At 71.5% G+C, this 21698-nt stretch carries 21 protein-coding genes and 1 pseudogene; 8 read left to right on the top strand and 14 right to left on the bottom strand.

What is annotated here, in order from left to right:
• Positions 1–53: 53 nt before the first annotated feature.
• Both ABZZ74_RS11510 and ABZZ74_RS11505 read right to left on the bottom strand, forming a co-directional pair.
• Positions 54–1058, bottom strand: coding sequence for an alcohol dehydrogenase catalytic domain-containing protein (locus ABZZ74_RS11510; protein ID WP_356763543.1), 1005 nt, complete (start codon positions 1056–1058; stop codon positions 54–56).
• Positions 1055–2212: a mandelate racemase/muconate lactonizing enzyme family protein gene (locus ABZZ74_RS11505; protein ID WP_356763541.1), complete on the bottom strand. Its 1158-nt coding sequence runs from the start codon at positions 2210–2212 to the stop codon at positions 1055–1057. The genes ABZZ74_RS11510 and ABZZ74_RS11505 overlap by 4 nt, the downstream gene beginning before the upstream one ends.
• Positions 2213–2470: 258 nt before the next feature.
• On the opposite strand from ABZZ74_RS11505, the gene ABZZ74_RS11500 reads away from it, so the two are divergent.
• Positions 2471–3283, top strand: coding sequence for a hypothetical protein (locus ABZZ74_RS11500; protein ID WP_356763539.1), 813 nt, complete (start codon positions 2471–2473; stop codon positions 3281–3283).
• Between the two features lie 38 nt (positions 3284–3321).
• On the opposite strand, the gene ABZZ74_RS11495 is transcribed toward ABZZ74_RS11500, so the two are convergent.
• The gene (locus ABZZ74_RS11495) at positions 3322–3759 is read right to left on the bottom strand and encodes a MarR family transcriptional regulator (RefSeq protein ID WP_356763537.1); all 438 of its coding nucleotides are present in this window, start codon (positions 3757–3759) and stop codon (positions 3322–3324) included.
• A 105-nt stretch (positions 3760–3864) separates the two neighbouring features.
• Here ABZZ74_RS11495 and ABZZ74_RS11490 point away from each other — a divergent pair, with 105 nt between their 5' ends.
• Positions 3865–4863 (top strand): NADP-dependent oxidoreductase, encoded by a 999-nt coding sequence (locus ABZZ74_RS11490; RefSeq protein ID WP_356763535.1) that lies wholly within the window; start codon positions 3865–3867, stop codon positions 4861–4863.
• Between the two features lie 106 nt (positions 4864–4969).
• Here the strand turns inward: ABZZ74_RS11490 and ABZZ74_RS11485 are convergent, their stop codons facing one another.
• Positions 4970–6124: a serine hydrolase domain-containing protein gene (locus ABZZ74_RS11485; RefSeq protein WP_356763533.1), complete on the bottom strand. Its 1155-nt coding sequence runs from the start codon at positions 6122–6124 to the stop codon at positions 4970–4972.
• Positions 6125–6322: 198 nt separating this feature from the next.
• Between ABZZ74_RS11485 and ABZZ74_RS11480 the strand changes: the two genes are divergently transcribed.
• A complete protein-coding gene (locus tag ABZZ74_RS11480; protein ID WP_356763531.1) occupies positions 6323–7186 on the top strand; it encodes a hypothetical protein in 864 nt (287 codons plus the stop codon).
• Positions 7187–7196: 10 nt separating this feature from the next.
• Positions 7197–7997 (top strand): EI24 domain-containing protein, encoded by an 801-nt coding sequence (locus ABZZ74_RS11475; RefSeq protein WP_356763529.1) that lies wholly within the window; start codon positions 7197–7199, stop codon positions 7995–7997.
• A 40-nt stretch (positions 7998–8037) separates the two neighbouring features.
• Here the strand turns inward: ABZZ74_RS11475 and ABZZ74_RS11470 are convergent.
• A pseudogene (locus ABZZ74_RS11470) lies at positions 8038–9290 on the bottom strand (pyroglutamyl peptidase).
• A gap of 94 nt (positions 9291–9384) precedes the next feature.
• Positions 9385–9639 carry a hypothetical protein gene (locus tag ABZZ74_RS11465; protein ID WP_356763527.1) on the bottom strand — a complete coding sequence of 85 codons (255 nt, stop codon included), beginning with the start codon at positions 9637–9639 and terminating at the stop codon, positions 9385–9387.
• Positions 9640–9762: 123 nt separating this feature from the next.
• On the opposite strand from ABZZ74_RS11465, the gene ABZZ74_RS11460 reads away from it, so the two are divergent.
• The gene (locus ABZZ74_RS11460; RefSeq protein WP_356763525.1) at positions 9763–10101 is read left to right on the top strand and encodes a YrdB family protein; all 339 of its coding nucleotides are present in this window, start codon (positions 9763–9765) and stop codon (positions 10099–10101) included.
• A gap of 9 nt (positions 10102–10110) precedes the next feature.
• On the opposite strand, the gene ABZZ74_RS11455 is transcribed toward ABZZ74_RS11460, so the two are convergent.
• Complete coding sequence (locus ABZZ74_RS11455; RefSeq protein ID WP_356763740.1) at positions 10111–10689, bottom strand: TetR/AcrR family transcriptional regulator; 579 nt, start codon at positions 10687–10689, stop codon at positions 10111–10113.
• Between the two features lie 106 nt (positions 10690–10795).
• Between ABZZ74_RS11455 and ABZZ74_RS11450 the strand changes: the two genes are divergently transcribed.
• Positions 10796–13243, top strand: a complete 2448-nt coding sequence (locus tag ABZZ74_RS11450; protein WP_356763523.1) for a glycoside hydrolase family 3 C-terminal domain-containing protein — start codon at positions 10796–10798, stop codon at positions 13241–13243.
• Positions 13244–13314: 71 nt separating this feature from the next.
• Here the strand turns inward: ABZZ74_RS11450 and ABZZ74_RS11445 are convergent, their stop codons facing one another.
• Both ABZZ74_RS11445 and ABZZ74_RS11440 read right to left on the bottom strand, forming a co-directional pair.
• Entirely contained in the window at positions 13315–14286 is a 972-nt protein-coding gene (locus ABZZ74_RS11445; protein WP_356763521.1) for an aldose epimerase family protein, read from the bottom strand.
• 15 nt (positions 14287–14301) lie between these two features.
• Positions 14302–15189 carry an SGNH/GDSL hydrolase family protein gene (locus tag ABZZ74_RS11440; RefSeq protein WP_356763519.1) on the bottom strand — a complete coding sequence of 296 codons (888 nt, stop codon included), beginning with the start codon at positions 15187–15189 and terminating at the stop codon, positions 14302–14304.
• A 257-nt stretch (positions 15190–15446) separates the two neighbouring features.
• Between ABZZ74_RS11440 and ABZZ74_RS11435 the strand changes: the two genes are divergently transcribed.
• Entirely contained in the window at positions 15447–15941 is a 495-nt protein-coding gene (locus ABZZ74_RS11435; protein ID WP_208779624.1) for a DUF3145 domain-containing protein, read from the top strand.
• 81 nt (positions 15942–16022) lie between these two features.
• On the opposite strand, the gene ABZZ74_RS11430 is transcribed toward ABZZ74_RS11435, so the two are convergent.
• The 5 genes from ABZZ74_RS11430 to fasR form a co-directional block, all read right to left on the bottom strand.
• Positions 16023–17294, bottom strand: a complete 1272-nt coding sequence (locus ABZZ74_RS11430; protein WP_356763517.1) for a beta-ketoacyl-[acyl-carrier-protein] synthase family protein — start codon at positions 17292–17294, stop codon at positions 16023–16025.
• An 83-nt stretch (positions 17295–17377) separates the two neighbouring features.
• The gene (locus tag ABZZ74_RS11425) at positions 17378–17626 is read right to left on the bottom strand and encodes an acyl carrier protein (protein ID WP_015660680.1); all 249 of its coding nucleotides are present in this window, start codon (positions 17624–17626) and stop codon (positions 17378–17380) included.
• Between the two features lie 81 nt (positions 17627–17707).
• Complete coding sequence (locus tag ABZZ74_RS11420; protein WP_133041243.1) at positions 17708–18703, bottom strand: ketoacyl-ACP synthase III; 996 nt, start codon at positions 18701–18703, stop codon at positions 17708–17710.
• Positions 18704–18725: 22 nt separating this feature from the next.
• A complete protein-coding gene (locus tag ABZZ74_RS11415) occupies positions 18726–19643 on the bottom strand; it encodes an ACP S-malonyltransferase (protein ID WP_356763738.1) in 918 nt (305 codons plus the stop codon).
• Between the two features lie 89 nt (positions 19644–19732).
• Positions 19733–20938: a fatty acid biosynthesis transcriptional regulator FasR gene (gene fasR / locus ABZZ74_RS11410; RefSeq protein ID WP_133041245.1), complete on the bottom strand. Its 1206-nt coding sequence runs from the start codon at positions 20936–20938 to the stop codon at positions 19733–19735.
• 95 nt (positions 20939–21033) lie between these two features.
• On the opposite strand from fasR, the gene ABZZ74_RS11405 reads away from it, so the two are divergent.
• Positions 21034–21687, top strand: a complete 654-nt coding sequence (locus ABZZ74_RS11405) for a pirin family protein (protein ID WP_356763736.1) — start codon at positions 21034–21036, stop codon at positions 21685–21687.
• Positions 21688–21698 lie beyond the last annotated feature (11 nt).

The raw sequence follows: 21698 nt of genomic DNA, 5'->3' as shown, positions 1-21698 counted from the left end.
GCTGGTGTACGCCGGTACGGAGGCCGTCAGGTCGCCCCCGTACCGGCGTACGTCTAGGGGCGGAGCAGCACCTTGCCCACCTTCGGATCGCCGGACCCGACCAGCTCGATGGCCTGCGGGAACTCCTCCAGCGGCAGCTCGTGCGTGACCAGGGGCAGGGGATCGAGCAGCCCGGCCCCGAACACCCGTACCGTGTGCGCCCAGGCGTCCGGCGGTGCACCGAAGACGGTGTGCACCTCCAGCTGCCGTACGACGAGATCGGTCGGGTCGAGACCCTCGGCGCCCGGCGCCGGGATCCCCGTCAGGACCAGGCGTCCGCCCCGCCTGAGCAGGGAGGCGGCGGTGCGCGCGGCGGACGCGGACCCGGCGGTCTCGATCACCACGTCGACGTCGTCGGGGAGCTCCTGGTCCTTCGTACGGAAGTCGGTGGCACCGAAAGCTTTCGACAGCTCCGCCCGGTCGGGTCGCGTCCCCACCACCAGCAGCTCCGCCGGGGAGCCCGCCTTCAGGAACTGAACGGCGAACATCCCGAGCGTGCCCGTGCCCACGACCGCGACCCGCTCACCCGGCAGCGCGTTCGCCTTGAGCGCGGCCGCCGCGATGCAGGCGGCCGGCTCCAGGAGCGCGGCGGCCGTCAGATCGGCGTCGTCCGCCAGGACATGCAGCAACCGGGCCGGCAGGGTGAGCGTGGCGGCCATGGCGCCCGGCTCGGTGAACCCGGTCTCCTCGTACCCGGCCGTGCACAGCGTGGTCTCGCCCGCATGACAACGATCGCAGACCTGGCAGTTGCGGAAGCCCTCGCCGACGACCTTGCGGCCGACAAGACTCGAAGGCACCCCGGCCCCGACCGCCTCGACCGTCCCGGACCACTCGTGGCCCGGGGTGACCGGGTAGCGGACGTACCCCTCGGGCCGGTTGCCCTGGTACACCTCGCGGTCGCTGCCGCAGATGCCGACCGCGTGGACGCGGACCAGGGCCTCGCCGGCCTCCGGCGGCCGAGGCGTGTGCTCGGTGAGCCGGTGCTCGCCGGGCGCCTCGATGACGACGGCGCCGCTCACTTGGTGCCCTTCGGCTTGCGCTGCTCCCAGCCCTCGGCCCACAGGTCGAACCGCGCCTGCTGCTGTGGGAACTCGGCGGCCGCGTCCACGTCCAGCTCGACCCCGAGGCCGGGCTTGTCGGAGAGGTGGAAGTAGCCGTCCACGACCTCCGGCGCCCCCTTGACCACCTTCTTGATCTCCGCGTCCGCGAAGTCGTTGAAGTGCTCAAGGATCTTGAAGTTGGGGGAGGTGAAGCCAACCTGCAGGGAGGCGGCGGTGAGCACCGAGCCGCCCACGTTGTGCGGGGCGACGAGCACGTAGTGGGTCTCGGCGGTCGCGGCGAGCTTGCGCGTCTCCCAGATGCCGCCGATGTGGCCGACGTCCGGCTGGATGATGTCGACGGCCTGGCTCTCGAACAGCTCGCGGAACTCGATCCGGTCGTGGATGCGCTCACCGGTGGCGACCGGGATGTCGACCTTGGCGGCGACCTTCTCCAGCGCCTTCAGGTTCTCCGGCGGGCAGGGCTCCTCCAGCCAGGCGGGCTTGAAGGGCGCCAGCTCGTTCGCGAGGCGCACGGCGGTGGCGGGGGAGAAGCGGCCGTGCATCTCCAGCATCAGCTCGGCGTCGGGGCCGATCGCGTCGCGCACGGCCTCGATCAGGGAGACGGCGTACAGGGTCTGCTCGTGGTCGAGCTCGAAGTGCCCGGTGCCGAAGGGGTCGATCTTCAGCGCCTTGTAGCCGCGCTCCATGACCCCCTGGGCGGCCTTGTGATAGGCCTCCGGCGTCCGCTCCGTGGTGTACCAGCCGTTGGCGTACGCCTTCACCTTGTCGGTGACCTTGCCGCCCAGCAGCTGCCAGACGGGCACGCCCAGGGCCTTGCCCTTGATGTCCCAGCAGGCCATCTCGATCACCGCGATGCCGGACATCACGATCTCACCCGCGCGGCCGTAGTCGCCGTACTTCATCCGGCGCACGAGGTCTTCCACCGCGAACGGGTCGGAGCCCAGAATGTGGTTGGCCTCGGCCTCACGCAGATAGCCGATCAGCGCGTCGGTGTGACCGAGCATCCGGGTCTCGCCGACTCCCGTGATCCCTTCGTCGGTGTGCACCTGGACGTAGGTCAGGTTGCGCCAGGGCGTCCCGACCACGTGTGTGCTGATTCCGGTGATGCGCACGGAGATTGCCCCTCAGCTGTTCGATATTTCGTCACACGTTCGAAATGCTGGCGTGACAGTAAGGACGGGGTGTGGGGAGTGTCAATGGGTCGAACGCATAACGGTTTCGACACTGCTTTCGGTGCGGCTTTCGACGGCGGTTTCGGGGCGATCGGGAAGGATGCCTCAACTCGCCACGCCGCAACGGGTCGTTCACCACACAACCTTCACAGCCGTGCCTAGGAACGTGACCCATCAGGAACTTAGTCTTCCCGCGTCATGGACTACTGCCACCCGTGCCGACGGCACCTCAACGGCGCCCTCGCCTGCCCGGGCTGCGGCGCGTCCCTCGAAGAGCTCCGCGCCCAGACGGAACACACGCGCGTACCCGCGTACGACGGCTACGGCGACGAGGGCCCGTACGGTGACGAGGACGACGGCACCGAGGATGGCGGCACGGAGGAAGGCGGCACCGAGGACGACCACCGGGAGGCGGCCACCCCGAGCGGGGGCCGGGCGGCGCGGCGCGCGCAGAGCCGGGGGCGTGGACGCGGCCGGGGCGGGGACGCGGAGGAGGGCGACGCGGTCGTCGGTTCCACGGGTCCCGGGGGTGCCGCGAGCCGGCGTGACCGCAAGGCCGCGGCGCATCGGCGCCGGCGCCGGCGGACGCTGCTGATCGTCACGGCGGTCGTGCTGGCGGCCGGTGGGCTCAGCCTCGCGGAGCTGGGCATGGACGCGCCCTTCTCCACCCCGAAGCCGGCCGCGGCCGGGGGCGACTCGGCGGACGGCGGCGCCTCGAAGGAGGCGGGCACCACCGCGAAGCCGGCGGCCGACAGGACGGGCGCGGGCGCTCCCGAATCCACGGCCGGCCCCTCGGCCTCCCCGTCGTCCTCGAAGTCCCCCAAGGACAAGTCCAAGGCCGACAAGCCCTCGCAGAGTGCCCAGTCCGCGACGGTCACCACCCGTCCGAGCACCCCCGCCTCGACCGGTCCGGCCGCGACCCCCACCTCGTCGGCCCCGACGACCTCGGCCCCCAGCCCGGACCCGTCCCCGTCGCAGACCTGCACACGGTTCCTGTGGTGGTGCAGCTGAGGCTCGGGCCGGCGCTCGGCCCGGAGCGCGTCCTCGGCTCAGGCCGCCAGCATCCGCTGTAGCAAATCCCGCAAAGACAGCCGCTCCTCGTCGGAGAGGCCCGCGAGCGGCTCGCGCGCGAAGCGCAGTCCCTCGCGCAGTTCCCGGGCGACCCGGCGCCCCTCGTCCGTCGCCGCCGCCAGCTTCACCCGGCGGTCCGCCGGGTCCGGGCGGCGCTCCACCAGTCCCCGCGACTCCAGCCGGTCCACGATCCCGGTGACGTTGGACGGCTCGCACTTCAGCTTCTGCGCGAGCTTCCGCATCGGCAGTGGCTCCAGCGACAGCAGGCTCAGCAGTCGTGCCTGGGCGCCGGTGAGCGCGTGCTCGCCCGCCGCGTCCTCGTAGTCCGCGTAGAAACGGGCCACGACGTCGCCGATGAGCTCGACGACCTCCAGGGTCAGCGCGTCGGGCCGACGGGTCTTCGGTGTGGTGGGCATGGCTCCAGGGTACCCGGTTACTTGACAACCTGAAATATTCAGCGGCATGGTTGTTTCAGATGCTGAAGTATTTGCCTCTGCAGCAACACGAGGAAAGGCCCTGTCATGATCAACCGCGAATGGCACCTGCTCAGCCGTCCCGTCGGCTGGCCGAAGCCCGAGGACTTCGCCCTGGTCGAGACGGAGGCCCCGACGCCGGGCGTGGGCCAGGTCCTCGTCCGCAACGAGTACCTCTCCGTCGACCCGTACATGCGTGGCCGGATGAGCGCAGCGAAGTCCTACGTCGCCCCCTTCGAGCTGGGCAAGGTCATGCAGGGCGGCGCGGTCGGCGAGGTCGTCGCCTCCAACGCCGAGGGCATCGCCGTCGGCGACCACGTGCTGCACTTCTTCGGCTGGCGCGAGTACGCGGTGGTGGACGCGAAGAACGCCGTCAAGGTGGACGCGGACGCCGCGCCCCTGTCGACGTACCTCGGCGTCCTCGGCATGACCGGCCTCACCGCCTACGCCGGTCTGCTGCGCACCGCGTCCTTCAAGGAGGGCGACTCCGTCTTTGTCTCCGGAGCGGCCGGCGCGGTCGGCAGCCAGGTGGGGCAGATCGCCAAGCTGAAGGGCGCCTCGCGGGTCATCGGCTCGGCCGGCTCCGACGAGAAGGTCAAGCTGCTCGTGGAGGAGTACGGCTTCGACGCCGCGTTCAACTACAAGAACGGCCCGGTGAGCGAGCAGCTGCGCGAGGCCGCGCCCGACGGGATCGACGTCTACTTCGACAACGTCGGCGGCGACCACCTGGAGGCCGCGATCGGGCAGCTCAACCAGGGCGGCCGGATCGCCGTGTGCGGGATGATCTCCGTCTACAACAACACCGAGCCCGCGCCGGGCCCGCGCAACCTCGCCCGGCTGATCCAGACCCGCGGCCGCATCGAGGGCTTCCTGGTCGGCGACCACTACGACCTGCAGCCGGAGTTCGTCCGCGAGGTGGCTCCGTGGGTCGCCTCGGGCGAGCTGAAGTACCGGGAGACCGTGGTCGAGGGCATCGAGAACAACCTGGAGGCGTTCCTCGGTGTCCTGCGCGGCGACAACACGGGCAAGATGATCGTCAAGCTCTGAGCAGGCCGACGGCGCCAACACCGTGACGCCGCTCTGTCCCCACTCGTTGCCTCCGACGAAGGCCGCACCCTTGGACGTGGGGTGCGGCCTTTCGGTCTTCGCGGGGTTAGGCCACCGCCAGTGCCGCCGTGTGTACGGCTCTGACCAGGCGTTGGTTTTCCGGGGCCGCTCCGCCCGGGAAGGCGAGGCGGCGGCGGGTGTAGCCGTAGGCCAGGCCTGTGCGGGGGTCGGCGAAGGCCTGGGAGCCGCCGGCGCCGCTGTGGCCGAAGGCGCCCGCGCCCAGGAAGGGGTGCCAGGTGTCGGCAGTGGCCTGGAAGCCGAGGCCGTAGGACCTGTGGGTGCGGGAGACCAGGTCGTAGCCGATGGAGTGGATCTGCCCCACCTCGGCGATCGTGTCCGGCTTCAGCAGCGGCGGACGGTCGGCGAGTTCGCTGATCGTCGCCGCGTACATCCCGGCCAGCCCCCGCGCGGCGGCCACCCCGCCCGCCGACGCCGGACCCTTGGCGCGCACGGTACGGGAGTTGGCGTAGTCGACCATCGTCCCCGGGTTCGGCACATGCGTGTTGAAGGCGATCGAGGCCAGCGTGTGCGGGCCGGTCTGGGCCGCGTCCAGCGCCGCTTGCTGCAGCGGAGTCGGCATCATCGGCTGCACGGGCCGGTACCGGGACTCCAGCGCGGCCGGCAGCCCCAGATGGAAGTCGAGGCCGTACGGCGCCCGAATCCGCTCCTCGTAGACCTGCTGGAGCGTGCGGCCGGTGGCCCGCCGCACCACCTCGCCGGTCAGCGCGCCGATCACCAGCGCGTGGTAGCCGAACGCCGAACCCGGACGCCAGAACGGCTTCTGGTCGGCGAGCCGCTCCGCGATCGCCCGGTCGTCGGCCATCTCCTCGGCCGTGAAGCCGGTGTCCGTGCCGACCACGCCCGCCCGGTGCGAGATCAGCTCGCGCAGCGTCAGCGCCCCCTTGCCCTCCGCCGCGAACTCCGGCCAGTAGTAGGTGACTTTGCGGTCCAGTTCCAGCGTGCCGTCCTGCACCAGCAGGGCCACCACGAGATGCGCGGCTCCCTTGGTCGACGAGTACGCGGCGTAGAGGGAGTCGGCCTCGACACCGTCCCCCGCCCACAGGTCGACCACCCTGCGGCCGTGCACATAGGCGAACAACTGCCCCTCGTAGTCGTCCCGTTCCCCCGCGACGAACGCTGCGAACTCCTCACGCACCGCCTCGAAGCCATCGGCGACGGTGCCGTGGATCTCCTTCGTCATCCGCTCTCCTCACCTGAACCGCTGCACGCCTCTGTGGGAGCTCCCCGAGATCGATACGGCGCGATGTACCTGTACGACTCAACCGCACACGGCGAGAGTTCGCGTCACCGATGCCCCGGATGGCCCAGCACGCGGCACGCGAAGGGGGCATGCTGAGGGGGCGACCGACCGGTGACGTCCGTGAGGCGAGGAGAGCCCATGGCAACCATCCCTCCGCTCCCCAGCAGGCAGGACGTGCTGCGCATGGCACGCAACACCACCGACATCACCGGCCAACTCCTGGAGACGGCCGGGAACATCACCAGGATCGCCCTCAACACCTTCGACCCGCGCGACGGCTCGGGCGCCGAAGCGCTGCGGGTGCTGCGCGAGACCACCGCGGAGCTGGCGGAGGCCAGCGCCTCGCCGCAGGCCCAGGAGGCCTTCTACCGCATCGTCGACACCCTCACCCGCCTCGGCACCAGCGGGGCACCGCTCGCCGTCCACCCGGTCAGCGAACCGGCGCAGGCCCTGCTGGCGGCTCTCGGCGACAGCCTGCTGCCCGTGCTGGACGCGCTGGAGCCGGCCGTCGAGGAGTTCGCGAACGCCCTCGGCGACCTTCTCGAGGCGACGTCACCCCTGATCCCCGCGACGGCCGGCGTGGCCGCGGGCGTCCTGCTCGCCGTCACGCCGGTCCTCCGCACCGCGGCCGACGTCCTGCGTGACTCCTCGCCGGAACTGCGCCGCATCGCCGACGCCCTGACCACCGCCCTGGCCCCCCTGATGCCCCTCCAGGTCGCCCTCGCCGAACGCGCGGCGGCCACCGGAGCGGGCGTCGTCCGCGCCACCCTCCCGCCGCTGGCCGACCTCACGGAGGCGGCCGCGGCTACGACGAAGGCCGCGGGGCCGGTCCTGGTCGCCGGCGAGGACCTGTTCGTATCGGCCCTGGAACAGGTCCAGCCCCTGCTGCTCGCGGCGGCCACGCGGGCGGGGCGGCTGGCCCGGGCGGTGGCGACACGGGTGTCCGCGGCCGTGTCGCCCGCGGCCGAGAGGGGGATCGTCGTGGCGGTGCCGACACCGTAAAGTCTTCCCCATGCGCGATCTTGGGGCGGGCTTCACCTATCTCCTGAAGGGCCAGCGCTGGGTGGCCGGGCACGGGAGACAGTACGGCTTCGGCCTGCTCCCGGGTCTGATAACCCTCGTCCTGTACGTGGCCGCCCTCACCTCCCTCGCCCTGTGGGGCCAGGACTTCGTCGGCTGGTCGACGCCCTTCGCCGACGACTGGTCCAGCCCCTGGCGGGGCGCCTTCCGCGGCCTGCTCACCGCCGTGCTGTTCGCCCTCGCCCTGCTGCTGGCCGTCGTCACCTTCACCGCCGTCACCCTCCTGATCGGCCAGCCCTTCTACGAGAACCTCTCCGAGAAGGTCGACCGGGACGTGTCCCCCGACGGCACGGCCCCCGAGTCCGGTCTGCCGCTCTGGCGCGAGTTGTGGATCTCGGCGCGCGACAGTCTGCGGATCGTCGTCCGTGCCGCGCTCTGGGGCGTCCTGCTGTTCGCCCTCGGTTTCATCCCCTTCGTCGGACAGACGGTCGTCCCGGTGATCGGCTTCTTCGTCACCGGTTTCTTCCTCACCGAAGAGCTCACCGCCGTCGCCCTCCAGCGCCGCGGCGTCGAACTCCGCGCCCGCCTCGCCCTCCTGCGCTCCCGCAGAACCCTCGTCTGGGGCTTCGGCACCCCGCTGGCCGTCGCCTTCGTGGTGCCGTTCGTGGCGGTGTTCCTGATGCCGGGCGCGGTCGCGGGCGCGACGCTGATGGCGCGGGAGCTGCTGGGCGAGGAGAGCGGGGAGGGCGAGTCCGGGGAGGATGACTCCGAGGGCGAGCCGGCTATTTCCTGAAGTCGGTCATGCCCTGAAGCCGCTCACTCTCTGAAGCCGCTCACTTCCCGAAGGCCGCGTCGGCCGCCACGGTGAGGATCGCCCGCACCTGCGCCACGATGTCCAGCCGGTTGCGCACGAACTCCGGGTCGGTCACCGTCCCGGTCGCCGGATCCGTGTTGCCCGCCCCGAACTGCAGAACTGACGTGTGCACATGCCCGCCCGGCAGGGTGTCGTGCAGCCCCAGCCGGTCCCGCAGCAGGGTGGCCCGGTAGGCGATCTCGTTGGAGAGGTAGTTCCCGCCGCCACCTGCTCGCGCCGTGGAGCCCGGGGTGGGCCCGTCCGGCCGCACGACCTCCGTCGTCCCGCCCGCCGGTATCTCGGTCACCTCGGTGTGGTCGTAGACCGGGAAGCGTCCCGTGTCCGCGGCCACGATCTGACGGTACGGCAGCGTGGTCGTCGTCCACTGCGGCTGCGAGGCGGGGTCGGTCACCGGGACGGTCTCGGTCCGCGAGACGTTGTCGTTGTCCGGGAAGCCGCCCCGCCAGGCCCCGTTGGTCCGCTCCACGTCGAACCGCCCGACCCGCCCCTGGCTCACCGTGGTGAACAGGTCGACCTTCGGCAGATACCGCCGCAGCGTCCGCTCCACCGTCCCCTGCGCGAAGTCCTGCCAGCGCACGGGGAAGACGACCGTCTCGATACGCGCCGGACCCTTCGCGGTCCGGATCACCGTGCCGTCGAGGGCGAGCGCGGTGGCGCCGGAGGGGTTGGAGATCCGGATGTCCCGGTCGAGGGTGAACGGGTCGAAGCCGGTGACGAGGATCCGCCTGAGCCCCTTGCCGTGCGGATAGCGCACGTCGGTCTGTCCCCGAGAGGTCCGCTCCAACTGCTCGATCAGCGTGTTCCGTTGGGCGTCGCTCAGCGCGAATCCCGGCTCCCAGGTCCGCAGTTCCCGGGTCAGCCCCAACCTGGCCCAGTACAGCGGCCGGTCGTCGTCCCGGCTCAGGTCGCCGCCGGCCGGTCCGCGCCCCTGCACCCGGTCCACGGCCCGCCGCCACAGCGCCGATCCCTCGCGCACGACGATCCGCCGCGCCTGGGCGTAGGAGTGCGCCGAGCCCAGCTCGCGGGCCAACTCCGGTGCCACGTCGTCGAACCCGGACGCCGGAGTATCTCCTGCGGCACCGCTTTGTCGAGGCGCTGTTCCTCGACGGTAGGGGAGGGAGCGGTCGCGGCGGCACTCGCCGTCACCGGGGAGGCCACCGAGGCCATCACGGCCAGTCCGAGAATGCCGATCCGAACACGTAGGGAACCCAAGGGAGTTCAGTCCTTCCGTCGCCGTCGTGGGGGAGCGTGGTGCGGACGTCCGCAGTATCCCGTGACGGAAGTGGTCTACGCCATGGGGTGGGACTCAGGAGGACGACAGCGACAGCGTCAGCGTCGCGAGCACGAGGACGGGGACGACCTGGAAGACCGCGGCGCTCCGTAACCGGGCCGCCCATAGCGCGACGCCGCTGGCCGCCACCAGCCCGCAGATCACACCCAGTTGAGCCAGGGGCGGCTCGTGCGGCTCGTCCGTCCAGGTCGCCACCAGCCAGCCGTAGCCCACGGCCAGGGCGTCGAGGGGCAGCAGCGCGAGGACGGCGGTTGTGTTCCTCCACCTCATGCGCTCATCGTCGACCCGGGGAAGCGGGGGCGCCTGAGTACGCGTACTCAGCTGTCACCTGCGCCGCCCACCCGAGATCTAAATCGTGGCCGCCGTGCCCGCCCGCAGGTGATACTGCCGCGCATGAGGACCGTGAAGGCCGTGAATCTGGGTGTGCTGTTCCTGATCGAACTCGGCGCCCTCGCGGCCGTCGGGTACTGGGGCTTCACCCGTGATGTGGCGGCCCCGCTCACCTGGGCGCTGGGTCTCGGCGGCCCGGCCGTGCTCGTCGTCCTGTGGGCCCTGTTCGGCTCGCAGAAGGCGTCGTACAAGACGCGTGGCGCGGTCCGTGTCGGCTTCGAGGCGGTCTGGTTCGGGGCGGGTGTGGCCGCGCTGTTCGCCGCCGGGGCGGCGGCCTGGGCGGTCGCCTTCGCCGCGGTCGTCGCGGTGAGCAAGGCACTCGCCGTCATCTGGCGGCAGTAGCACAGGAGTTCAGGCCTCCTCGCCGAGCAGCGCCAGGAAGTCGCGGAACGCGGCCGGCATGTCCACCGAGTCCGGGTCCAGGAGCCACTGGTACTGGAGGCCGTCCATCACCGCGACCAGGAGCGGGGCCGTGCGCTCCGGCGTCAGCCCGTTCGGGAGGCGGTCGCCGTACGCGGTGCGCAGGACCGCCGCCATGCTCTCGCGCACCTGCCGGTAGCGCTCGGTGAAGTACGCCCGCGCCGGATGCCCCTCCGTCACGCTCTCGCCCAGCAGCGCCGAGAAGGTCTGGATGATGGCGGGCCGCATCGCGTTGTACTCGACCAGCGAGGCCAGCAGGTCCACCCGCCACTGCGTCGCCGGTACGGCGTCCCACTGGTCGCGCTCCTTCAGCACGGCGACCAGCAGCGCCTCCTTCGTCGGGAAGTAGTGCAACAGGCCCTGCTGGGTGAGCCCCACCCGCTCCGCCACCGCGGCCAGGCTCGCGCCCCGGTATCCGCGCTCGGCGATCACCTCCAGCGCCGCCCGCACGATCTCCGCGCGCCGTTCCTCGCTCCTGACCCTGGCGTTCATGGCGTCACCGTACGGCATCGACATATGGCTAATATTACGGCACCATAACGAAACCTACCGCGTTACAGGTACCGGGTGCACGATGGCCCACAGGACGACGACATGACTCGATGAGGAGATCCCGATGGCGGGAACCGCAGACACCTCTCCGGCCGACCAGGCGCGCGAGGCCGCCGTCGAGGCGGCGCTGGGCAAGCTGGACCTGGACGCGAAGACCCGGCTGCTGTCCGGGCAGGACGTGTGGTCGCTGCCCGCCCTGCCGGAGATCGGGCTGAAGTCCCTCGTCATGTCCGACGGCCCCATCGGCGTGCGGGGCGTGCGCTGGACCGCCGACGACCCCTCCATCGCCCTGCCCTCCCCGACCGCCCTCGCCGCCACCTGGGACCCGGCTCTCGCCCGCCGCGCCGGCACGCTGCTCGCCCAGGAGGCCCGGCGCAAGGGCGTGCACGTGCTGCTCGCGCCGACCGTCAACCTCCACCGGTCCCCGCTCGGCGGACGGCACTTCGAGGCCTACAGCGAGGACCCGTACCTGACGGGACGCATCGGTGCCGGCTATGTCAATGGCGTCCAGTCCGGCGGCGTCGGCACCACCGTCAAGCACTTCGTCGCCAACGACGCCGAGACCGACCGCTTCACCGTGAACAACCTGGTGAGCGAGCGGGCGCTGCGCGAGCTGTACCTGGCGCCCTTCGAGATCATCGTCGCCGAGGCCCGCCCCTGGGGCGTCATGACCGCCTACAACACGGTCAACGGCACGACGATGACCGAGCACGCCCGTCTGGTGAACGGCGTGCTGCGCGGCGAGTGGGGCTTCGACGGCTACAACGTCTCCGACTGGATGGCCGCCCGCTCGACGGCCGCCGCCATCGAGGGCGGCCTGGACGTGGCCATGCCCGGCCCGCAGACCGTCTACAGCCCCGCGCTCGCCCAGGCGGTGCGGGACGGCGAGGTCGAGGAGGCCACGGTCGACGCGGCCGTCCGCAACGTCCTGCGGCTCGCCGCCCGCGTCGGCGCCCTGGAGTCCGCCGAGCCCGCCGTGACCGAACCGCCCGCGACCGTGGACGGCGAGGCGCTGGCCCGCGAGATCGCCCGCCGCTCCTTCGTCCTGGTCCGCAACGAGAACGACGCCCTCCCGCTCCGGCCCGGCACCGTCGCCCTGATCGGCGCCGCCGCCCGCGACGCCCGGGTCCTGGGCGGCGGTTCGGCCACCGTCTTCCCGGACCGGATCGTCTCCCCGCTCGACGGCCTCACCGCCGCCCTCCCCGAGGGCGCCCTCAGCGACGCCGTCGGCGCCGACCCGAACACCGAACTGGCCGTCGCCGACCGGGGCTTCGAACTGCGCGCGGTGTGCCGGGACGCGGCGGGCGAGGTCATCGGCACCCGCGGCACACCCAGCGGCCAGATCCAGTGGATGGGCACCGACCTCCCCGAGGGCGTCACCCACGACAACCTCCACACCGTGGAGCTGACCGGCACCTTCACCCCCCGTGACTCCGGGACGCACACCTTCGGGATCAAGGGCACCGGCCCCTTCACCCTCACCGTCGCCGGCACCACGTACTACGACGACGTCCAGCGCCCCGCCGACGACAGCGACCCCTTCGAGGCGTTCTTCGGCGCGCCCGTGCCCCGCGCCGAGGTCGAACTGACCGCGGGCGAACCGGTCGAGGTCTCCCTCCACCACGTGATCGCGCTCCCCGAGGGGACCCCCTTCAAGGTCGTCGCCTTCGCGCTCGCCCACCAGGAGCCGCAGCGCGACCCGGACGAGCTGATCGCCGAGGCCGTCGAGGCCGCGCGCGCCGCCGACACGGCCGTCGTGGTGGTCGCCACCACCGACCGCGTCGAGTCGGAGGGCTTCGACCGCAAGGACCTCGCGCTGCCCGGCCGCCAGGACGACCTGGTCCGCGCCGTCGCCGCCGCCAACCCCAACACCGTCGTCGTCGTCAACTCCGGCTCCCCGGTCGAACTGCCCTGGCGCGAGGACGTCGCCGCCGTGCTGCTGAGCTGGTTCCCGGGTCAGGAGGGTGGCGCAGCCCTCGCGGACGTCCTCACCGGTGTCCACGAGCCCGGCGGCCGGCTGCCCACGACCTGGGGCTCCCTGGCCGACGCCCCGGTCACCCGGGTGGTCCCCGAGAACGGCGAACTGCCGTACACCGAGGACGTGTTCATCGGCTACCGCGCCTGGGAGAAGGAGGGCCGCACCCCCTCGTACCCCTTCGGCCACGGCCTCGGCTACACCGAGTGGAGCTATGAGTCGGTGCAGGTCGAGGGCGACAGCGTGGTGCGGGTCCGGGTCAGGAACACCGGCGGGCGCGCGGGACGGGAGGTCGTGCAGGTCTACCTGGCCCCGGCCGAGCCCGGCCCCGAGCGTCCGGCCCGGTATCTGGCAGGCTTCGCGGGCGTCGAGGCCGGACCCGGCGAGAGCGCCGAGGCGGTCGTCACGCTGCCCCGCCGCGCCTTCGAGGTGTGGGACGAGGCGAGCGGCTCGTGGTCGTTTGTGAAGGGTTCGTACGAGATCCAGGTCAGCCGCTCGATCACGGACCGCCGCCTCACCGCGACGATTAACGTCTGATCCGGGACAAGTCTCCCCACAGACAGCCCCGGCCCGGGACCTGACACCTGGGCCGGGGCTCACACGTGGGGTCAGCGCGTCCCGAAGCCGTACGCCGTCTCCGAGCGGAACACCCCGCCCGGGCGCAGCACCGTGCTCGGGAAGTCCGGGCGGTTCGGCGAGTCGGGGAAGTGCTGGGTCTCCAGGGCGACGCCGTCACCCGGGGTGAAGGGCTCGGGCAGATGGTCGGCGGTGTAGAGCTGGAGGCCGGGTTCGGTGGTCGTCACGGTCAGCACGCGGCCGGACGCCGGGTCGCGCAGCTCGGCGACCTCGCGCGGGGTCTGCGTCACCCCGCCGACGAGCACGAAGTTGTGGTCGTAGCCGGAGCCCGTCTTGCGTGACCGGCGGAAGTCGAACTGTGTGCCGGTGACGTCCGCGAGTTCACCGGTGGGGATCAGGTCGGCGTCGACCGGGGTGTAGTGGGAGGCGTCGATGCGCAGTTCGTGGCCGGACGCGCTACCGGAGCCGGCCAGGTTCCAGTACGAGTGGTTCGTCAGGTTCACGATGGTCGGCGCGTCCGTCACCGCCTCGTACCCGATCCGCAGCGAGCCGTCCGCCTCCAGCGTGTACGTCGCCGAGACCTCCAGCCGGCCCGGGAAGCCCTCCTCGCCGTGCGGGCTGACCCGGGTGAGCCGCACCCCGTGCTCCACCGGCAGGGCGTCCCACACGCGTTTGTCGAAGCCGTGCTCGCCGCCGTGCAGGGAGTTGGGCGCGTTGTTCGGCTCCAGGGCGTAGGTCACCCCGTCCAGCGGGAAGCGGGCGCCCGCGATCCGGTTGGCGTACCGGCCGATCAGGGCGCCGAAGTACGGGCCGGGGCAGCCGAGATAGCCGTCCAGGTCGGCGAACCCCAGCACCACGTTCGCCCGGTGGCCGGTGCGGTCCGGGATCTCGACCGACTGCACGATCCCGCCGTACGACAGGATCCGCACCCGCACTCCGGCCCGCTCCAGGGTCCAGCGGTGGACCGGGGTGCCGTCGGGAAGTGTGCCGAAGTGTTCGCTCATGATCGGAACCCTAAGTCACGTGCCTGTCAGGCGTCCTTTCGCGGTGACCGTGCGGTAGGCGATCTCCGCCAGTCGGGCCTGTCCGTTCACACTGGGGTGGAACCAGTCCCAGTGGCTCAGCTGGTCGGTGCCGAACCGGTAGTCGTACACCGCGTTCCGGTCGAAGCGGCAGCGGCGGTCCTTGGCGCACACCTCCTTCAGCACCTTGTTGTAGTCCTCCACGCGCTTCTGCACGGTGTCCCGGCGCAGGGTCGCCGCCGAGTCCAGCGCGTCCGCGTCACCCAGCATCGAGGGGCAGATGCCGAGCTTCCAGATCTGCTTGCCCAGCGCGTTGGTGCGGCCCTCGGACCACAGCCGCTTCAGGTTCGGCACGCTCGCCACGTACACCTGGGTCTTCGGCAGTTGCCTGCGCAGCGAAGTCAGCGCGTCCTGGAAGCCGGCCCGGAAGTCGGCCACCGGGGTCATCGCCGACGTCGAGCTGCGGCAGGCGTCGTTGGCGCCCACCATCACCGTCACCAACTGCGGCCGCTTCACCACCGCCTGCGCGATCTGCCCGGGCAGGTCCGCCATCCGGGCCCCGGTCACCGCGTAGTTCCAGCTCCGCTCGGCCGCCTGCGCCCTGCCCAGCAGCCGGACGGCGAGACTGTCGACCTTGGTGTCCGTGCCGGTCGCCCAGGACACCTCGGGGCAGTCCGACAGGACCGTGCACGCGTCGAAACCACGGGTGATGGAGTCGCCGACAGCCGCGATGGAGCTGGGGCTGACGTCCCAGGACGGCGTCGGCCTCGGGCGGTGCGTGGGTGCGGTCGTGTCGCCACCGACGGCGTCGCAGCCGGCGACGCCCAGAACGGCCGCCGCCGTGACGGCGAGCGCGGCCCGTGAACGGTGGCTCGGCTTCCGCATCCGCTGCTGTTCCCCTCGGTCGACGTACAGGGAGCTCCCCCTCATGACAACGCGCGGGAGTTCCCGAACACCGCAGCCTGCAACGGTTCGCACCCGTACAAGCGTCCTGCCGGGTGAATGGCGGGCGTTTCGGCGCATCGGGACCGACGGTACGTCACACTCCTTGCGCCGCCGCACGGTAGCCTCGCCATCAAACGTGGCCCCGGCCACAACCGTCCGCCAGTTCGCAAGATGTCCCGCTCTGCCCGGAGGTCCCGGTGACGACACGTGGAGTTCTGTACGTGCACTCCGCGCCGCGCGCGCTGTGCCCGCACGTCGAATGGGCCGTGGCCGGGGTGCTCGGCACACGCGTCAACCTCGACTGGATCCGGCAGCCGGCCGCGCCGGGCACCTGGCGCTCGGAGTTCTCCTGGAAGGGCGAGGTCGGCACCGCCTCCAAGCTGGCGTCGGCGCTGCGCGGCTGGCACCTGCTGCGCTTCGAGGTCACGGCCGAGCCCTGCCCCACCGCCGAGGGCGAGCGCTACAGCTGCACCCCCGAGCTGGGCATCTTCCACGCCGTTACCGGCATCCACGGCGACATCCTGATCCCGGAGGACCGGCTGCGCGCCGCCCTGACCCGGTCTCAGCGCGACGAGACCGACCTGGAGGCCGAGATCGCCAAGCTGCTCGGCAAGCCGTGGGACGACGAGCTGGAGCCGTTCCGGTACGCGGGCGAGGGCGCGCCCGTGCGGTGGCTCCACCAGGTGGTCTGAGCTCCCGTACCGAAGCCGAAGGGCCCTCACCAGGCGGTGAGGGCCCTTCGGTTGTGCGGGGGGCCGGCGTACGGGCGGTTCTCAGACCGTCCGGAACGCCAGGACCACGTTGTGCCCGCCGAAGCCGAACGAGTCGTTCAGCGCGGCGACACGGCCCTCCACGGGCAGCTTGCGGGCCTCGCCGCGGACGACGTCGGCGTTGGCCTCCGCCTCCGGGTCGAGGTTCTCGACGTTGATGGTCGGCGGGGCGACCCGGTGGTACAGCGCGAGGACGGTGGCGACCGTCTCCACGCCGCCGGCGCCGCCCAGGAGATGACCGGTCATCGACTTGGTCGCGGAGACCGCCATGTGGTCCACGTCGTCGCCGAACACCTTGCGCAGAGCCTTGAGCTCGGCGATGTCACCGGCCGGCGTCGAGGTGGCGTGCGCGTTGACGTGCACGATCTCCGCCGGGTCCAGGTCGGTGCGCTCCAGCAGGTTCTGCAGGGCGTGCGAGATGCCCCGCCCCTCCGGCTCGGGCTGCACGATGTCGTGGCTGTCGGCGGAGATGCCCTGTCCGACCGCCTCGGCGTACACCCGGGCACCGCGCGCGGCGGCGTGCTCGGCGGACTCCAGGACGATCACGCCTGCGCCCTCGCCGAGGACGAAACCGTCCCGCGCGACGTCGTAGGGACGCGAGGCGCCCTCGGGGTTCTCGTTGTTCTTGGACATCGCCATCATGTTGCCGAACGCGGCGATGGGCAGCGGGTGGATGGCCGCCTCGGTGCCACCGGCGACGACGACGTCGGCGCGGCCCGTGCGGATCATCTCGATGGCGTAGCCGATGGCCTCGGCGCCGGAGGCGCACGCGGAGACCGGTGTGTGCACGCCCGCCCGGGCGCCCACCAGCAGACCCACGTTGGCCGAGGGGCCGTTGGGCATCAGCATGGGCACGGTGTGCGGGCTGACACGTCGGACGCCCTTCTCCTTCAGCACGTCGTACTGGTCGAGGAGGGTCGTCACACCGCCGATGCCGGAGGCGATGACGGCGCCGAGGCGGTCCGGGTCGACCTTCGGGTCCTCACCGGCCTTGCCCTCGAAACCGGCGTCCGCCCACGCCTCCTTGGCCGCGACCAGCGCGAACTGCGCCGAGCGGTCCAGGCGGCGGGCCTGCGGGCGCGGGATGACCTCGGTCGGTTCCACCGCGACGGGCGCGGCGATGCGGACCGCCTGGTCGGCGGCCCACTCCTGCTCCAGGGGCTTCACGCCGGACTTGCCGGCGATCAGGCCCTCCCAGGTAGAGGCTGCGTCGCCACCCAGCGGTGTGGTTGCGCCGATACCGGTGACGACCACGGTGCGATTGGTCGAGCTCACGGGAATTCTTTCTCCAATTACGAGGATTAAGCGGCGCCACCGCCGGGTGGCGGGGCCGGTTCAGCGCCCGGCCCGAGCAGGGCTCAGGCCTGGTGCTTGAGGATGTAGTCGGTCGCGTCGCCGACGGTCTTGAGGTTCTTGACGTCCTCGTCCGGGATCTTGACGTCGAAGCGCTCTTCGGCGGCGACGACGACCTCGACCATGGACAGCGAGTCGACGTCCAGGTCGTCGGTGAAGGACTTGTCCAGCTGGACGTCCTCAACCGGGATGCCGGCGATCTCGTTCACGATGTCGGCGAGACCGGCGACGATCTCTTCCTGAGTGGCGGCCATGTCAGGCGCTCCTTCTTTGTGATCCAGAGGGTTTGGCGGTGCTCTGCGTACCCGGACCGTTCGTGATCCGGCACGCAGTGCCTAGGGGAGGGTAACGACAGTCGCGGCGTAGACGAGACCCGCCCCGAAGCCGATGACGAGCGCGGTGTCGCCGCTCTTCGCCTCACCGGTCGCCAGAAGCCGCTCCATCGCGAGCGGAATCGAGGCGGCCGAGGTGTTGCCGGTGGTGCGTACGTCACGCGCGACCGTGACGTGCTCCGGCAGTTTCAGCGTCTTCACCATCGAGTCGATGATCCGCTCGTTGGCCTGGTGGGGAATGAAGACGTCCAGGTCGTTCGCGGTGATTCCGGCCGCGTCCAGCGCCTGCTGGGCGACCTTCGCCATCTCGAACACGGCCCAGCGGAACACCGCCTGGCCCTCCTGCGTGATCGCAGGGAACTTGCCCGTGCTGTCGTACTCGGTCCACGGCACGGTCTGCTTGATGGTCTCCGACTTGTCGCCCTCGGAGCCCCAGACGGTCGGGCCGATCCCGGGCTCGGTGGCCGGGCCCACCACGACCGCGCCCGCGCCGTCGCCGAACAGGAAGGCCGTGGCCCGGTCCTCCAGGTCGGTGAGGTCGGACAGCCGCTCCACGCCGATGACGAGGACGTACTCCGCGCTGCCCTCGACGATCATGCCCTTGGCGAGGGTCAGGCCGTAACCGAAGCCCGCGCAGCCCGCCGAGATGTCGAAGGCGGCGGCCTTGTCGGTGCCGAGCTTGTCGGCGATCTCGGTCGCCACGGCCGGGGTCTGCTTGAAGTGCGAGACCGTCGAGACGATCACGCCGCCGATCTGCTCGGCGGAGATGCCGGCGTCGGCGATCGCCTTCCCCGACGCCTCGATCGACATGGCGGCGACGGTCTCCTCGTCGTTCGCCCAGTGCCGGGTCTGGATGCCGGAGCGCGAACGGATCCACTCGTCGGAGGAGTCGATCGTCTCGAGGATCACCTCGTTCGGCACCACACGGGTGGGACGGTAGCCGCCCACGCCGAGGATGCGCGCGTACGGGGCGCCCTTGCTGGGCTTGATCTTCGACATGTTCGTACGGCTCCTTAGGGCGTCAGGCTGAAGCGTGCTCGGCGATGAGCGCGCGGGCCGCGTCGAGGTCGTCGGGGGTCTTGAGCGCGAGGGTCTTCACGCCCGGCAGCGCGCGCTTGGCGAGGCCGACCAGCGTGCCGCCCGGGGAGACCTCGATCAGGGCGGTGGCGCCGAGCTCCTGGAAGGTCTCCATGCACAGGTCCCAGCGGACCGGGTTGGCGACCTGGCCGACCAGCCGCTCGAGCACCTCGGCACCGGTGGCGACGGCCCGGCCGTCCTTGTTGGAGACGTACGTGACCTTCGGGTCGGCCGGGGTGAGGTCGGCGGCGGCCTTCGCCAGCGCGTCGACCGCCGGGGCCATGTGGTGCGTGTGGAACGCGCCGGCGACCTTCAGCGGGACGACCTTGCGGACGCCCTCGGGCTTGTCCTCGTTCAGCGCGGCGAGCTGCTCCAGCGTGCCCGCGGCGACGATCTGGCCGGCGCCGTTGACGTTCGCCGGGGTCAGACCCAGCTTCTCCAGGTGCGGGACGGTCACCTCGGGGTCGCCGCCGAGCAGCGCCGACATCCCGGTCTCGGTGATCGCGGCGGCGTCGGCCATGGCCAGACCCCGCTTGCGGACGAGGGTCAGCGCGGCGGTGTCGTCGAGGACGCCGGCGAAGGAGGCGGCGGTGATCTCACCGACGGAGTGACCGGCGACGGCGTTCGGAGAGATGTCACCGAGTGCCGCGGCGGACAGGATTCCGGCGGCGACGAGGAGCGGCTGGGCCACAGCCGTGTCCCGGATCGCGTCCGCGTCGGCCTGTGTGCCGTAGTGGGCGAGGTCCAGTCCGATGGCGTCCGACCAGGCGGCGACGCGGTCGGCGGCACCGGGGAGTTCGAGCCAGGGAGTCAGGAAGCCGGGCGTCTGGGCGCCCTGGCCGGGAGCGACGAGTACGAGCACTCTCACACTCTCTCTTGAGGGCGGCCCGGGCCGCCCGTGGGGACAAGGACGAAGAACACGAGGGGGTTTTGTGGATCCCCGACAAAAGACTAGGCGGGGAGATCCCCATCGGCCAGACGCCCCAGGATCAGCGCGATGCGGAGGGTGAAAGCGGAGCGTACATCAGAGGGTGACCAGCCGGTGACGTCAGTCACACGTCGAAGCCGGTAGCGCACGGTGTTCGGGTGAACGAAGAGCATCCGGGCCGCGCCCTCGAGACTGGACGCCTGTTCGAGATAGACGGAGAGCGTCTCCAGAAGCGCCGAGCCGGCCTCCTCCAGCGGTCTGTAGATCTCCTCCACCAACTGCTCGCGGGCGCTCGGGTCACCGGCGATCGCGCGCTCCGGAAGCAGATCGTCCGCCAGTACCGGGCGCGGCGCGTCCTGCCAGGCGGAACACGCCTTGAGGCCGGCGGCGGCGGCCTGCGCGGACCGGGTGGCGGCCAGCAGGTCCGGTACGACGGGTCCCGCGACCACCGGTCCGGCCGCATAAGGGCCGATCAGCGACTTGGCGACACCGAGCGGGTTGTCGCTGCCGCCGGCGATGACGACGAGCCGGTCGCCGAGCACCCCGGTGAGCACCTGGAGCTTGGCGTGCCGGGCGGCGCGCCGGATGGCCTCCACGGTCAGCTCGGAGTCCCCGTCGGGGGCGGTCCCCAGCACGACGCAGACATGTTCGGGCGCGTTCCACCCGAGAGCGGCGGCCCTGCTCACGGCCCCCTCGTCGGCCTCCCCGCTGAGCACCGCGTTGACGACGAGCGACTCCAGCCGGGCGTCCCAGGCACCGCGTGCCTCGGCGGCCTGGGCGTAGACCTGGGCGGTGGCGAAGGCGATCTCACGGGCGTAGACGAGCAGGGCCTCGCGCAGCACGCTCTCGTCACCGGGCGCCGCCACCTCGTCGATGGCGGACTCCATGACCTCGATGGTCGTGCGCACCATCTCCACGGTCTGCCGCAGCGTGATGGCCCGGGTCAGCTCGCGCGGCGCCGTCCCGAACACGTCGGTGGAGATGGCCTGCGGGGCGTCGGGATACCGGAACCACTCGGTGAAGGCGGCGATACCGGCCTGGGCGACCAGCCCGATCCAGGAACGGTTCTCCGGGGGCATCGCCCGGTACCACGGCAGCGTCTCGTCCATCCGCGCGATGGCCTGCGCGGCGAGGCTCCCGGAGGACTTCTCCAGCCGCTTCAGGGTTGCCGCGTGCGGATGGACGTCGGACCGGGTGGCTTCGGGCTTGCTGGCTTCGGGTTCGGGCACGGGACAAGACTGCCTTATCCGGACGGGAGTGTGCCGAGCAGGGTTGCGGGTGACCCCCGCACGGCTCCCTCCGCGCCGCTACCTTGGGGTACGTGATGGACGTACGGCGCGCTGCGGAGCGCTATCCCGGGGGCGACGCGGCGGCCGGTATCGAGTCCTGGCACGCCTTCTCCTTCGGCCCGCACTACGACCCCGGCAACCTCCGCTTCGGCGCGGTCATCGCCTGCAACGAGGAGCGGCTGGCCCCCGGCGCCGGGTTCGACGAACACCCGCACAGCCACACGGAGATCGTCACCTGGGTGGTCGAGGGCGAGCTGACCCACCGCGACTCCGAGGGCCACGAGACGACCGTCCGCCCCGGGGACGTGCAGCGGCTGAGCGCGGCGGCGGGGGTACGGCACGTGGAGCGCAACGACGGCCCCACCCCCCTGACCTTCGTCCAGATGTGGCTGGCCCCCCTGAACCCCGGCGGCGACCCCTCGTACGAGATCGTCCACGGCATCGCCGACTCCACCCCGTACGCGGTCCCGGAGGCGGGCGCGATGCTCCACGTACGGCGCCTGGGCCCGGGGGAGCGGACGGCGGTACCGGACGGCGCGTTCGTGTACGTCCATGTGGTGCGCGGCGGCGTACGGCTCGGCGGGGACGACCTGGCGGCGGGGGACGCGGCGCGTATCACGGACGCCGAGGGCCTGGAGGCGGTCGGGCTGACGCCGGCCGAGGTGCTGGTGTGGGAGATGAACTTCTGATCCCTGCCAAC

The sequence above is a fragment of the Streptomyces sp. NPDC006476 genome (assembly GCF_040612015.1).
In the GTDB taxonomy this organism is placed as follows: Bacteria; Actinomycetota; Actinomycetes; order Streptomycetales; family Streptomycetaceae; genus Streptomyces; species Streptomyces griseorubiginosus_B.
The sequence above is the reverse complement of the archived record's forward strand: the minus strand, read 5'-3'. Positions and strand labels throughout refer to the sequence as shown.

Coding starts and splice junctions, on each gene's coding strand:
- ABZZ74_RS11500 (WP_356763539.1), top strand. CDS start 2,471: ATGGACTACTGCCACCCGTGCCGACGGCACCTCAACGGCGCCCTCGCC.
- ABZZ74_RS11495 (WP_356763537.1), bottom strand. CDS start 3,759: ATGCCCACCACACCGAAGACCCGTCGGCCCGACGCGCTGACCCTGGAG.
- ABZZ74_RS11490 (WP_356763535.1), top strand. CDS start 3,865: ATGATCAACCGCGAATGGCACCTGCTCAGCCGTCCCGTCGGCTGGCCG.
- ABZZ74_RS11485 (WP_356763533.1), bottom strand. CDS start 6,124: ATGACGAAGGAGATCCACGGCACCGTCGCCGATGGCTTCGAGGCGGTG.
- ABZZ74_RS11480 (WP_356763531.1), top strand. CDS start 6,323: ATGGCAACCATCCCTCCGCTCCCCAGCAGGCAGGACGTGCTGCGCATG.
- ABZZ74_RS11475 (WP_356763529.1), top strand. CDS start 7,197: ATGCGCGATCTTGGGGCGGGCTTCACCTATCTCCTGAAGGGCCAGCGC.
- ABZZ74_RS11465 (WP_356763527.1), bottom strand. CDS start 9,639: ATGAGGTGGAGGAACACAACCGCCGTCCTCGCGCTGCTGCCCCTCGAC.
- ABZZ74_RS11460 (WP_356763525.1), top strand. CDS start 9,763: ATGAGGACCGTGAAGGCCGTGAATCTGGGTGTGCTGTTCCTGATCGAA.
- ABZZ74_RS11455 (WP_356763740.1), bottom strand. CDS start 10,689: ATGCCGTACGGTGACGCCATGAACGCCAGGGTCAGGAGCGAGGAACGG.
- ABZZ74_RS11450 (WP_356763523.1), top strand. CDS start 10,796: ATGGCGGGAACCGCAGACACCTCTCCGGCCGACCAGGCGCGCGAGGCC.
- ABZZ74_RS11445 (WP_356763521.1), bottom strand. CDS start 14,286: ATGAGCGAACACTTCGGCACACTTCCCGACGGCACCCCGGTCCACCGC.
- ABZZ74_RS11440 (WP_356763519.1), bottom strand. CDS start 15,189: ATGCGGAAGCCGAGCCACCGTTCACGGGCCGCGCTCGCCGTCACGGCG.
- ABZZ74_RS11425 (WP_015660680.1), bottom strand. CDS start 17,626: ATGGCCGCCACTCAGGAAGAGATCGTCGCCGGTCTCGCCGACATCGTG.
- ABZZ74_RS11420 (WP_133041243.1), bottom strand. CDS start 18,703: ATGTCGAAGATCAAGCCCAGCAAGGGCGCCCCGTACGCGCGCATCCTC.
- ABZZ74_RS11405 (WP_356763736.1), top strand. CDS start 21,034: ATGGACGTACGGCGCGCTGCGGAGCGCTATCCCGGGGGCGACGCGGCG.